This is a genomic window from Kitasatospora sp. NPDC101183, assembly GCF_044767945.1.
Classification (GTDB): domain Bacteria; phylum Actinomycetota; class Actinomycetes; order Streptomycetales; family Streptomycetaceae; genus Kitasatospora.
In genome coordinates this window covers 239,105-251,097 of sequence record NZ_JBIWOW010000010.1, presented here as the reverse complement: position 1 = coordinate 251,097, position 11,993 = coordinate 239,105, and the positions used below count along the sequence as shown (strand labels likewise).

Sequence of the window (11,993 nt, the reverse complement as noted above, 5' to 3'; positions counted from 1 at the left end):
AAACCACCCCCCCCCCCCTTTTACTCACAACCCTGAACAACCCCCCCCGAAACCCCCGTACCCGGCCCCCCCGGGGGGGGGGGGGGGACGGCGCCCCCCCCCCCGCCCCCCGCACCAGGCGGAGTCAGGCGGCGAGGAGGGCGGTGCGGTCCAGCTTGCCGTGGGGGGTCAGGGGGAGGCGGGTGAGGTGGTGGATGGACTGGGGGAGCATGTGGGCCGGCAGGTGGTCGGCGAGGTGGGCGCGGATGGCGCGGGTCGATGTGGAGTCCGGGTCGGCGACCACGTAGGCGGTGAGGGACTGGGCGTCGGGGGTGACGGTGCAGGCGGCGCTCGTGACGCCCGGGACGGTGCGGAGGGCGGCTTCGATCTCCCCGAGTTCTATGCGGAAGCCGCGGAGCTTGACCTGGCCGTCCTGGCGGCCGAGGTAGCTGAGGGTGCCGTCGGGCTCCTCGATGGCCCAATCCCCGCTGTGGTAGTGGCCGTTGGTGAAGCGGGCGGCGTTCAGCTCGGGGCGGTCCAGGTAGCCGTGGCTGACCGAGGCGCCGGAGACCCAGAGTTCGCCGGGCCGGCCCTGGGGGACGGGGTTGCCCTCCGCGTCGCGGAGGGAGAAGGCGAGGTGGGGGAGGGGGCGGCCGATGGGGGTGCGGCCCGGGAGGGCGGTGTCCAGCAGGGCCGGGGTGAGCGGGCAGTGGGTGACGTGGACGGTGGTTTCGGTGATGCCGTACATGTTGACGATCTCGGCGGCCGGGCCGAGGCCGGCGGACCAGAAGCGGCGGACGTCGTCGGGGACGAGGGCTTCGCCGCCGAAGACGATGTGGCGGAGGGCGGGGAAGGACAGGCCGGAGGCGATGGCTTCGGTGACCAGGTTGCCGAAGGCGGACGGGACCTGGTTGAGGAAGGTGACCTCCCGCTCGGCCAGGAGGTGGGCGAAGGCCTCGGGGTCGGCGGCGGTGTCGCGGTCGACGACGACGGCGTGGCCGCCGTACAGCAGCGGGCCCCACAGCTCCCAGACGCTGAAGTCGAAGCTCCAGGAGTGGAAGACCGTCCACACCTCGTCCGGGCCGAGGGCGAACAGCGGCGCGGCGGCGTCCATCAGGGCCAGCACGTGGGCGTGGCTGACCAGGCAGCCCTTGGGGAGGCCGGTGGAGCCCGAGGTGTAGATGGCGTAGGCGGTGTCGGCGGGGGTGGGCTTCGGGACGGCGCCCGCGCGGGTGGCGAGGGTGAAGGGGCCGACGACGGCGAGGGGGGATTCGCCGTCGAGCAGCGGCGCGTCCGTGAGGACGAGGTGCGCCCCCGAGTCGTCCAGCAGGTGCTTCTGCCGCGCCTCCGGGTAGCCCGGGTCGACGGGCAGGTAGGCGGCGCCGGAGCGGAGGATGCCGAGGATGGCGCCGGGGGCGTGGCGGGTGCGGCCGGCGCGGAGGGCGACGAGTTGGCCGGGGGTGATGAGACCGGCAAGGGCCGTGGCCACATCGTCGACCAGCAAAGACAGTTGACGGTACGTCAGTGAGCCCGAGATGTCCGAGACGGCCGTACGGCCGGCGTACCGGTGAGCGGCGGCGGCGAAGCGGGTGTCGAGGCGGTCGGCGGGCATCGGGGGCTCCGGGTGCAGCAGGAACGGGTCGGCGAGGTGGATCAGCAGGTGCGGGTCCGAGAGGAACGTCGCGGGGCGGAAGCTCATCCCTCGGCCCCGACCAGCGCGTGCACCAGGAAGCTGGCGACGTCGGCGGGCGTGGTGCCCCGGCCGAAGACGCGGTCGACGCCCAGTTCCGTGGCCGCGTCCGGGTCGAAGCGCGGGCCGCCGACGACGAGCAGCGGGCGCTCGGACTCGCCGAACTCGGCGGTCAGTTCGGCGCTGAGCTCCTTGACGTTGGTGAGGTGCGCGTCCCGCTGGGTGACCACCTGGGAGACCAGGACGGCGTCGGCGCCCTCCTCCCGCGCCCGGCGGACGAGGTCGGGGACGCTGACCTGCGCGCCCAGGTTGAGGACCTTCAGCTCGCGGTAGTACTCCAGACCCTTCTCGCCCGCGAAGCCCTTGATGTTGAGGATGGCGTCGATGCCGACGGTGTGCGCGTCGGTGCCGATGCAGGCGCCGAGCACGACGAGCTTGCGGCCGAGGCGGTCGCCGATCGCCGTGTTGATCTCCTTGGCGCTCAGCAGCGGGTACTCCCGCTCGATGACGGAGATGGTGTCGAGGTCGACCTCGTGCAGCACCGGGCCGTAGACGACGAAGAAGGTGAAGGCCGAGCCGATCGGCTTGGAGTGTACGAGCATCGGCCGGTCGATGCCCATCCGCCGGGCGAGCTGCAGTGCGGCGCCGTCCGCGCGCGGGCCGTGGGGGACGGGCAGGGTGAAGGAGAGCTGGACCATGCCGTCGTCGGTGGTGTCCCCGTACGGGCGGACGGCGCCCAGCGGGGCGGGGAGTTCGGGCGGTGCGAGCGAAGGCGAGGGTTGCAGGCTCACGTGGTCTCCAGGAGGTCGATGGCGGGGTTGCGGTAGCCGTCGGCCCGCGCCACCACGCCGTCGGCGCCGCGCCCGCCCGCCGGGGGCCGCCGCATGCCGCCGAAGGTGCCCTCGGCGATGGCGTCGAGCAGGCCGCGGCCGCGGATGTCGCCGAGCAGGTCGACGGCCTCGCCGAGGACGTGGGCGGCACGGCGGGCGATCAGGCCGTCCGGGGCGGGGCGGAAGTCCTCCGCGAGGCCGCCGGCCGCGTCGAGCACGTAGCGGATGTTGCGCAGCGCGAGGTCGCGGTCGGAGAGGAAGGGGGTGACGACGGCCTCGGTCATCATGCCGACGAGCAGGATGCTCTGTTCGGTCAGTGCCCCGGCGAGGTTGAAGAAGCCGTTCAGCAGGTAGCCGTGGAAGACGTCGCCGGTCATGTGCCGGGTGGGCGGCATCCACTTGAGCGGGGCGTCGGGGAAGAGTTCGCGGGCGAGCAGCGCGTGGGCGAGTTCGAGGCGGAAGGACTCGGGCACCGCCGGGTCGATCTCGAAGGCGTGGCCGAGGCCGAGCTGGCCGTCGGCGAGGCCGGCCTCCTTGGCGAAGTACTCGTTGAGGAGCTGGCTGGCCGTCACGGTGTGGGCGGCGTCGACGGCGTCGGCGGTGGTGAGGTAGTTGTCCTCGCCGGTGTTGATGACGATCCCGGCGCGGGCGTGGAGCTGGCGGGAGAAGCGCTGGTCGACGAAGGTGCGGATCGGGTTGATGTCGCGGAACAGGATGCCGTACATGGAGTCGTTGAGCATCATGTCGAGGCGTTCCATGCCGGCGAGGGCGGCGATCTCCGGCATGCACAGCCCGGAGGCGTAGTTGGTGAGCCGGACGTAGCGGCCGAGTTCGGCCGAGGTCTCGTCCAGCGCGGCGCGCATCAGCCGGAAGTTCTCCTGGGTGGCGTACGTGCCGGCGTAGCCCTCGCGGGTGGCGCCGTCGGGGACGTAGTCGAGGAGGGACTGCCCGGTGGAGCGGATGACGGCGATGACGTCGGCGCCGCCCTGGGCGGCGGCCTGGGCCTGGCGGATGTCCTCGTAGATGTCGCCGGTGGCGACGATCAGGTAGATCCAGGGCCCGCTCGGATCCCCCCAGCGGGCCACCAACTCCTCGCGTTCGCGCCGCCGTTCGTCGATCCGGGCGATGCCGCGGGCGACGGCCGTACGGGCGTCCGCCTCGGAGCCGAGAGCCTCGGAGCCCGAGGGGACGCGGAAGGGGACGGTACGGGTCGCCGCGTGCGCGGCGAGGTCGGTGAGGTCGCGGTAGCCGCCGCCGCGCAGGGCCTCCCAGACGGGCAGGCAGACGCCGTGCTCCAGACCGACCTGGTCGCGGACGGCGTCGACGAGCCGGTTGGCCCACGGGATGCCCTCGGCGTCGGCGCCGTTGAGGCCGGCCAGGCGCAGGGTGGCGCGCTCGACGGCGACGGTGGTGTGGGAGCGGGCGAGGTCGACGACGGGGCGGCCGACCTCGGCGGCCAGCTCGCGGGCGCGGCGCACCTGGGCGGGGTCGAGGCCGAGTTTGGGGGCTACGGCGGGGACGACGGCTCGGCTCATCGGGCGCCGCCTCCGACGAGCACGGGGGCGGGCACGGGGGCGCCGAGCCGCTGGTCGAACAGGGCGCGCACGCCCGGCTCCCGCCGTACGAGGTCCAGGGCGAGCGCCGCGTGCCCGGGGGTGTACCCGTTGCCGATCAGCATGGTGACGTCGCGGGCCATCCCCTCGGCGCCGAGCGCGGCGGCCGGGAAGGAGGTGGCCATGGAGAAGTAGACGACCGTCCCGCCGTCACGGGTGGCGAGGATCGCGGGGTGCTCGCAGCCGGGCACGTCGGTGCAGACGACGGTGATGTCGGCGAGATCGCCGTGGCGCTCCAGCAGGGCGGCCAGGCCCAGCGGGTCGCGGGCGTCCCCGAGGAGGGCGAGGTCGGCGAGGCCGGAGGCCTCCAGGGCGCGCAGCTCCGTCTCCGTCGGGACGAGGCCGATGATCCGGCCGGCGCCGGCCCGGCGGGCGGCGGCCATCGACAGGGAGCCGGACTTGCCGGCCGCGCCGAGCACCAGCACGGTGGGCGCGGGCAGCGGCGAGGAGCGCACCACGCGCTCGGTCAGCGCCGGGGCGCCGCACACGTCCAGGACGGACAGGGCGAGCTCGTCCGGCAGGTCCTCGGGCAGGACGGCGGCGATGGAGCGGCCGAACAGCACGGCGTGGCCCGAGGTGGGGATGCGCTCGCCGAGGCCGTCCCAGCCGAGGAGCCCGTCGTAGACGGCCAGCGGGGTGAGGCTGAGCGAGACGAGGGTGGCGATGCGGTCGCCGGGGCGCAGGCCCAGCGGGGAGTCGGGGCCGACGGCCTGGACGCGGCCGATCAGCATGCCGCCGGAGCCGGTGACGGGGTTGTGCATCTTGCCGCGCTCGTCGATGATCGCGCAGACCTGCTCGCGGATCGCCTCGCCGTCGCCGCCGTGCGCCTCGTGCAGCTGCCGGTAGGAGGCGGCGTCGAGGTTGAGCACCTCCAGGCAGACGAGGACCTCGTCGTCGGCGATGCGCGGGTCGGGGTCGAGCCGCCAGGCGGCCTGCGGCAGCACCCCGGCGGGCTCCAGCACCCGGTGGGTTCCCAGGGCGGTCATGCCGCACCCCCGGCGAGGGCGAGGGCCTCGGGGGTGCTCCACCAGCGGCGGCCGGCCTCGGGCAGGGTGTGCACCGGGTCGTAGTAGCGGTAGGTGCGCTCCAGCGCCTCCGGGTCCCCGTGCTCCACGGAGGTGCGGTAGTTCTTCGCCCAGGAGGAGATGCCGCGCTCGCGGTCGTAGGAGTCGACCTGGTGGACCCAGCGCTTGCCGACGTACGGGACGTCGCAGACCACGCGCGGGGTGGCGAAGCCGGGGAGGTACCCCATGATCGCGTGCTGGAGGCGCTGCGCCTCGGCGAGCGGCAGGCGCCAGTGCTCGGCGCCGGGGATCATGTCGCAGAGGTAGAAGTAGTAGGGCATGATCCCGGCGTTGTCGAGCAGGCCGAAGCAGAGGTCGAGCAGCGCCTCGGGGCTGGAGTTGACGCCGTCGAGCAGCACGCCCTGGTTGCGCACGTCGCGCAGGCCGGCGTCCAGCAGGGCGCGGGAGGCCTCGGCGACCAGCGGGGTGACCTGCTGGGCGGCGTTGGCGTGGGTGTGCATGGCGAGGGAGACGCCGCGGTTGCGCGCCTTGGCGGCCAACTCGGCCATGCCGTCGAGGAGTTCGGGAGCCATCCAGTGCTGGGGCAGGCCGATCAGGCCCTTGCTGGCGAGGCGGACGTCCCGGACGGACTCGATGTCCAGCAGCCGGTCGACGAAGGAGCGCAGGCGCGGCCAGGGCACGTTGGCGACGTCCCCGCCGGAGACGACCACGTCGCGGACGGTCGGGGTGGCGCGCAGGTAGTCGATCATGCGGTCCAGCCGGTCGGCGGGGCGCAGCACGAAGCGGTACTTGGCGATCTGCGGGGTGTTGTTGCCGACGAGGTCCATGCGGGTGCAGTGCCCGCAGTACTGGGGGCAGGTGGTGACCAGCTCGGCCAGCACCTTGGTCGGGTAGCGGTGGGTGAGCCCCTCCACCGCCCACATCTCGGCCTCGTGCAGCGAGTCGCGGGAGGCGAGCGGGTGGCTGGGCAGGGTGGGCTGTCGGTCGGAGGCGACCGGCAGCATGTAGCGGCGCACCGGGTCCCGGTACCAGGCGCCGGTCTCCGGCGGCCCGTCCGGGCCGATGGTGTTGAGCACCTGGGGGGTGAGCAGCAGCGACATGGTCGCGTGCTCCCGCTGGTCGGTCTCCAGGTCGGCGTAGAACGCCTCGTCCAGGCCGGGGCCGACGACCTCGCGCAGCTGGCGGACGCTCTTGACGCAGTGGGCGCGCTGCCACTGCGCGTCCCGCCACTGGGCGGCGGTGACGTCGCGCCAGCCGGGGAAGCGGGTCCAGTCGGGCTCGACGGCCTCGCGCCGCCGGTACTCGTACGGCTGCGGGAGCGGGTCGAGGGCGGTGGGGGCCAGGGTGGGGGCGGCGTACGCCATGATGCCTCGGTTTCCTTAACGGGCCACCGGCGGTCGGACGTCCGTCGGGCGGTGGTGGGGTGGTCAGTGGGTGAGCTGGTAGACGAACAGGCCCTCGGCGTCGGGCAGGCGCTCGAAGGAGGCCCGCTCCATGACGCGCTGGGAGGCGGTGTTCTCGGGGTCGGTGGTGGCGATGACGCGCTCGACGCCGTCCTGCTCCAGGGCCCAGCAGGCGAGTTCGCTGAGCGCGAGGGTCGCGTAGCCGTGGCCGCGCGCCTCCTCGACGAGGTCGAAGCCGATCTCGACCTGCCCGCCGTCGGGCGAGCCGTGGAAGCCCATGCCGCCGACGGCGACGGCGTCCTCGCTGCGGACCAGCAGGTACATGCCCCAGCCGGGCAGCAGCAGGCCGGCCTCGGCGGCGCGGGTGAGCATCTTGGCGGCGACCCGGGTGCCGGCGCCGGGGGCGCCGCCGAGCCACTCCAGCCCGGCGGTGCCGCCGTCGCGCAGCTGCTCGGCCTCGGAGGGGAGCACCTCGCGCAGCTGGACGGGCCCGGCGGTGAGCAGGTGGACGGCCTGGCGGGCCGCGTCCTCGGCGACGGCTGCGCGCACCGACGCGGGGCGCAGGTCCGTCCAGCCCTCGGCGACGCGCTCCAGGCAGGCGCGCTCGTCGCCGGTCCAGCCGGTGGCCTCCCAGCCGGACGGCGTCCCGGCCTTGAGCGGCCAGACGGCGTACTGGTCCTGCTGGTTGACGATCACGACATGGGTCATTCGGGTGCTCCTACGAGGGGTGGTGCGGGGTCAGCGGACGGGAGTCGGCTCGTCGAGTGCGTCGAGTGCGTCGATCGGGGCGAGTGCGTCGAGCGCGTCGAGGAACCGCTCCAGCTGCTCGGTCGGGCCGAGCGAGACGCGCAGGAAGCCGGGCAGGCCGAAGCGGCCGGCGTCGCGCACGAGGATGTCGTGGCGCTCGGCGAGCAGCCGCTCGGCGGCGGCCGAGTCGGGCACCGCGACGGCGACGAAGTTGGTGGCCGAGGGCAGCGACCGGCGGCCCCGGGCGGCGAGTTCGGCCCGGAACCAGGCGCGCCGCTCGGCGGTGAGCGCCACCGTGCGGGCCAGGGTCCCCTGGTCGGCGAGGGCGGCGACGGCCCCGGCCTGGGCGGCCCGGTTGACGCTGAAGGGCATGGTGCCCTGGGCCTCGCGCAGCCCGGCGATCAGGTCGGCGCGGCCGACGGCGTAGCCGATCCGCAGCGCGGCCAGCCCGTACGCCTTGGAGAAGGTGCGCAGGGAGAGCAGCGGGGCGCCGGAGGCCAGGTGGTCGAGCACCCGGGGGGAGCCGGCGGGGGCGAACTCGGCGTAGGCCTCGTCCACGACCAGCGGGGTGCCGGTGCGCCCGGCGGCGGCCGCGAGCCGGTCGAAGCGGCCGGGCTCCAGCAGGGCGCCGGTGGGGTTGTGCGGGTGGCACAGGTAGCCGATGCCGGCCGTGCCGAGGGCCTCGGCGAAGCGGTCGGTGTCGACGTCGGTGCCCTCGGGGCCCGTCAGCGGGATCTCGGTGCAGCCGCGCCGGGCGGTCTCCAGGCAGATCCGGTAGCCGGGGAAGGTGCCGGCGGTGGTGACGCCGGGGCGGGTGAGGTCGCCGAGGGCGAGGGCGGTGAGCAGCACCAGCTCGTCGCTGCCGTTGGCGACGGCGACCTGGTCCTCGGCCACGCCCAGGTGGGCGGCGATGGCCGCGACGGGGCTCAGCCGGGCCGGGTCGGGATAGACCTCGGTCAGGTCGATCGCCTCGCGGGCGGCGGCGAGGGCGAGCGGGCTCGCCCCGTACGGGTTCTCGCTCAGGTGCAGCCGGGCCGGGCCGGCCAGGGCGGTGACACGTGCGGTGGTCACGCCGCGTCGCCCAGCAGGATGCCGAAGCAGTAGCTGCCCGGCTCGGCCTCCCTGGTGAGGAACTGGTGCTCGGCGCCGGCCGGGACGTGCAGCACGGCCGGGGAGCTCAGCTCGTGCAGCTCGCCGTCGACGGTGACGTCGATCCGGGCGCCGCCCGCGGTGGGGGAGACCAGGAAGTAGATCTCGGCGACCTCGTGCTTGTGCGGGTCGGCGACCGGCTTGCCGACCAGGTGGTCGATGGAGCCGCCGGCCAGCTGGAAGGGGAGGCCGCCGAACATGTCGGCGGTCAGGTAGAACGGGGCCGGCACGTGGTGGCCGGCCACGGGCAGGAACTGGGGGATGTCCGTACGGACTTCGACGGTGTCCATGGGTTCCACTCCGGGCGTCTGGCGGGGATCGGTCGGGGATCGGTCAGGTCGGGATCGGTCGGGGACCGGTCGGGCCGGGGATGTGAGAAGCCTCGCCGACTCGGGGCCCCGGATCGACGGCCGTCCGCTGTCATAAACTTGCCTGGCAGCAAGTGACCGGCGGGGGAGACCATGACGGACCCGGAGGACGGCCTCGGCGCCGAACTGACACCCGACGCGAGGGACCTGTACGAACAGGCGTTGCGGGACGGCGTGCTGATGGCCGCGGACCGGCCCGCCGCGATGGGGCCCGAGCGCTTCGAGGCCGCGCTGGCGACCCTGCTGGAGCTGCGGCTGCTGCACGGCACCGCCCCCGGCCGCTGGGTGCCGGCGAGCCCGGAGGCGGCGGTGGCCGAGCTGGTCGGCCCGCTGGAGCGGGAGATCCACGAGCGGAGGATGCGGGCCGAGCGCACCCGGGCGATGCTGCTGCCGCTGCAGTCCACCTACTTCGAGGCGCGGCGCGACCGGGGCCGGGGCGTGGCGATAGAGCTGCTGCACGACGTGGAGCAGGTGCGCAGCATGCTGGCCGAGGTCTCGCGGGCCTGCTCGGAGGAGGTGTTCGTCAGCCAGCCGACGGCGCTGACGGAGGAGACGCTGGTCGACAGCCGCCCCCGGGACCTCCAGTTGCTGGACCGGGGCGTGCGGATGCGCACCCTGTACCCGCACGTCGTGCTGGCCAGCCCGGTGGTGCAGATGCACTTCACCCGCATGTCGGAGGCGGGGTCGGAGATCCGTACGGTCGGCGAGATCATCGACCGGCTGATCATCTTCGACCGCCGCATCGCCTTCCTGCCCGACCGCAGTCAGGACGACGGGCAGCCGGGCGCGATGGTCATCAGGGAGCCGGTGGTCGTCGAGTACCTGTACCGGACGCTGGAGCGGGAGTGGAGCCAGGCCCGCCCGTTCGCGCACACCGGCTTCGGCTACGGGGACAGCGGCGAGGAGGTCAAGCGAGGGATCGTGCGGCTGCTCGCGGCGGGGCACAAGGACGAGGCGATCGCGCACCGGATGAACATGTCGGTGCGCACCTGCCGTCGGCACATCGCCGAGCTGATGCGGGACTGGGGCGTGGAGAGCCGCTTCCAGGCGGGGGTGTTCGCCTCCCGGTTCGCGCTGATCGACCGGTAGGCCCTGTCCGGCCGATCCTGCCGGACAGGGCCCGGGCGGGCGCTCAGACCTCGCACTGGGCGGAGGTCAGCACGCGCTCGCCCTCCGGCCCGTCCACGGTGAAGGTCAGCCTGGCGAGCGCCTCCTCCACCACGGACAGCATCGCGCCGTGGTCCTCGGCGATGCCGCTGACGGAGACCAGCTCGCAGGTCTGCACGGTGACCGGCATCGCCTCGCCGGGCTGGCACAGCACCGTCGCGCCCTGGACCCCGGGAAGCTCCAGCACGTCCCCCACGCCGTGGACGGCCTTGAGCAGGCCGCCCGCGCGCGGGGTCTGGACGGAGCGCACGAAGTACACCCTGTCGGTGGGCGCGTGGCCGACCTCCACCGGCTCGCCGAGGGCGATCCGGGCGGCGACCCGCATCGGGTCGAGGCCGCCGGCGAGTTCGGACAGCCAGGACTGGAAGCCGCCGAGACGGCCGTTGATCTCGATCAGCCGGGGGCCCTCGGGGGTGAGCTTGAGCTCGGTGTGGGTGATGCCGACCTCGATGCCCAGCGCCTCGATCACCCGCGTGGTCAGGGCGAGGGCGGCGGCCCGCACCTCCTCCCCGACGGGGGCGGGCCAGTAGTGGCCGGGCTCGCGGAAGGGCGGCAGCAGCGGGTACTTGCCGGTAACCTGCCAGTGGGTGGGGACGCCGCCGACCACGGCGCTCTCCACCGAGAGGTAGTCCCCGTAGGGCCCGCAGTCGCGGCCGCGCAGGTACTCCTCCAGCACCATCGGGCCCGCGTCCGGGCCGGTGAGCAGCTCCCCTGCGAGGCGGGCGCCCTCGGCCTCCTCCGTGATCAGGTGGGTGTCCCGGCTGCCCTGCCCGGTGGCGGGCTTGAGCACGGCCGGCAGGCCGACCTCGGCCAGCGCGGCCGGCCAGTCGCCGGGGCCCTCCAGCCGGGCGGAGCGGACGGCGTCCACGCCGTGCTCGCGCAGCCGGGCGCGCATCGCGTACTTGTCGCGCAGCAGGCCGACCGTCTCCACCGAGTGGAACGGCAGGCCGAGCCGCTCGGCGAGCTCGGCCGTGTCGGCGAGGCAGATCTCGCTGTACGTGAGCAGCGCGTCGGGGCGGTGGGCGCGCAGCGCCTCGGCGGCGACGTCCAGGTCCGGGTCGAGGTCCACGACCGTGGCGAGCTCCTCGATCAGCGCGTGGTTGAACTCGGTGTGCTCGGACCGGCGCAGCGCCAGGAGCACGTCGCCGAGCGGTTCCAGGTGGTCGACGATGGTGAGCGGGCTCACCGCGCCCAGGTCGTAGACGACGGCGATGACGGGTCGGTCTGCCACGGTGGGGTCCTTTTCGGGGAGGGTCAGGCGGCGGCCTGGTCGCTCTCGGGCGCGTAGCGGATGCCGGAGAGGGCGGAGGCCAGGGCGGGGGTGCTCCGGGGAGCGGCGGCGGCGGTGGCGGCGGTGTCCTGCGCGGTGGCGTCGAAGAGGTGGCGGGCCCGGTCCAGGCCCCGCACCTCGGCGTCGATCCTGCGGTGCTCGGCCCAGCGCTCGCGGCCGAGGCGGTAGCGGTCGCTGAGGGCCCGCTCGCCCCGGACGGCGTTGGTCTGGACGCCGTCGTGGACGAAGCCGAACTTGCGGCAGACGGCCTGGGAGGCGTCGTTGCCCTGCCGGACCACGGACAGCGCGTGCTCCGCGCCGAGCCCGGTGAAGGCCAGCTCCAGGCTGGCGGCGCGGGCGTGGCCGCCGAGGCCGGAGCCCTGGTGGCGCAGCCCGAGCCAGGAGGTGAGCAGCACCTCGCGGGTGGTGCCGAAGTCGACGGCGCCGATGCTCTGGGAGCCGACCACCTCGCCCTCGTGCACCACGACCAGGTAGAGCGTCCAGTCCTGCGGGGTCCACTCGGCCATCGCCCGCCAGTGCCGCTGGAGGACCCGGTGGGTGACGGTCTCGCGGTCGCCGTCCGTCCACTGGGAGAAGAACGGCATGAAGCCGGGGGCGTGGACGCCGTCGGCGGCCAGGTCGGCCAGCCGGTCGAGGTCCTCGGCGGTGGGGTGGCGCAGTTCGATCCGGGAGGTGCGGACGGACAGGTCGTACAGCGGCCAGTTGCGCATGGGTGCTTCCTGGTTCCTGGG

11 protein-coding genes and 1 pseudogene are annotated in these 11,993 nt (G+C 74.2%); 1 reads left to right on the top strand and 11 read right to left on the bottom strand.

From position 1 onward, the window contains the following. Window positions 1-124: 124 nt before the first annotated feature. From ACIRRS_RS16755 to ACIRRS_RS16715, 9 genes and pseudogenes are all read right to left on the bottom strand, one after another. Window positions 125-1,678 (bottom strand): amino acid adenylation domain-containing protein, encoded by a 1,554-nt coding sequence (locus ACIRRS_RS16755; RefSeq protein ID WP_402970977.1) that lies wholly within the window; start codon window positions 1,676-1,678, stop codon window positions 125-127. Next, window positions 1,675-2,460 carry an OAM dimerization domain-containing protein gene (locus ACIRRS_RS16750; RefSeq protein WP_402970974.1) on the bottom strand — a complete coding sequence of 262 codons (786 nt, stop codon included), beginning with the start codon at window positions 2,458-2,460 and terminating at the stop codon, window positions 1,675-1,677. The genes ACIRRS_RS16755 and ACIRRS_RS16750 overlap by 4 nt, the downstream gene beginning before the upstream one ends. After that, window positions 2,457-4,034 (bottom strand): lysine 5,6-aminomutase subunit alpha, encoded by a 1,578-nt coding sequence (locus ACIRRS_RS16745; protein WP_402970971.1) that lies wholly within the window; start codon window positions 4,032-4,034, stop codon window positions 2,457-2,459. Before ACIRRS_RS16745 ends, ACIRRS_RS16750 begins: the two co-directional genes overlap by 4 nt. After that, window positions 4,031-5,098 carry an L-erythro-3,5-diaminohexanoate dehydrogenase gene (locus ACIRRS_RS16740; RefSeq protein WP_402970968.1) on the bottom strand — a complete coding sequence of 356 codons (1,068 nt, stop codon included), beginning with the start codon at window positions 5,096-5,098 and terminating at the stop codon, window positions 4,031-4,033. Before ACIRRS_RS16740 ends, ACIRRS_RS16745 begins: the two co-directional genes overlap by 4 nt. Beyond that, entirely contained in the window at window positions 5,095-6,501 is a 1,407-nt protein-coding gene (locus ACIRRS_RS16735) for a KamA family radical SAM protein (protein WP_402970965.1), read from the bottom strand. Before ACIRRS_RS16735 ends, ACIRRS_RS16740 begins: the two co-directional genes overlap by 4 nt. A 63-nt stretch (window positions 6,502-6,564) precedes the next feature. After that, entirely contained in the window at window positions 6,565-7,089 is a 525-nt protein-coding gene (locus ACIRRS_RS16730; protein WP_402971067.1) for a GNAT family N-acetyltransferase, read from the bottom strand. 42 nt (window positions 7,090-7,131) lie between these two features. After that, window positions 7,132-7,257 (bottom strand): annotated as a pseudogene (locus tag ACIRRS_RS16725) (MbtH family NRPS accessory protein); the annotation flags it as partial. A 21-nt stretch (window positions 7,258-7,278) separates the two neighbouring features. Next, the gene (locus tag ACIRRS_RS16720) at window positions 7,279-8,358 is read right to left on the bottom strand and encodes a pyridoxal phosphate-dependent aminotransferase (RefSeq protein ID WP_402970962.1); all 1,080 of its coding nucleotides are present in this window, start codon (window positions 8,356-8,358) and stop codon (window positions 7,279-7,281) included. Further along, window positions 8,355-8,726, bottom strand: a complete 372-nt coding sequence (locus tag ACIRRS_RS16715; RefSeq protein ID WP_402970959.1) for a cupin domain-containing protein — start codon at window positions 8,724-8,726, stop codon at window positions 8,355-8,357. Before ACIRRS_RS16715 ends, ACIRRS_RS16720 begins: the two co-directional genes overlap by 4 nt. A gap of 171 nt (window positions 8,727-8,897) precedes the next feature. Between ACIRRS_RS16715 and ACIRRS_RS16710 the strand changes: the two genes are divergently transcribed. Further along, on the top strand, window positions 8,898-9,893 hold the full coding sequence (locus ACIRRS_RS16710) for a hypothetical protein (RefSeq protein WP_402970958.1): 996 nt from the start codon (window positions 8,898-8,900) through the stop codon (window positions 9,891-9,893). A 43-nt stretch (window positions 9,894-9,936) separates the two neighbouring features. Here the strand turns inward: ACIRRS_RS16710 and ACIRRS_RS16705 are convergent, their stop codons facing one another. Continuing rightward, complete coding sequence (locus ACIRRS_RS16705; protein ID WP_402970955.1) at window positions 9,937-11,202, bottom strand: hypothetical protein; 1,266 nt, start codon at window positions 11,200-11,202, stop codon at window positions 9,937-9,939. Between the two features lie 23 nt (window positions 11,203-11,225). After that, window positions 11,226-11,972, bottom strand: a complete 747-nt coding sequence (locus tag ACIRRS_RS16700) for a GNAT family N-acetyltransferase (protein WP_402970953.1) — start codon at window positions 11,970-11,972, stop codon at window positions 11,226-11,228. Between the last annotated feature and the right edge of the window lie 21 nt (window positions 11,973-11,993).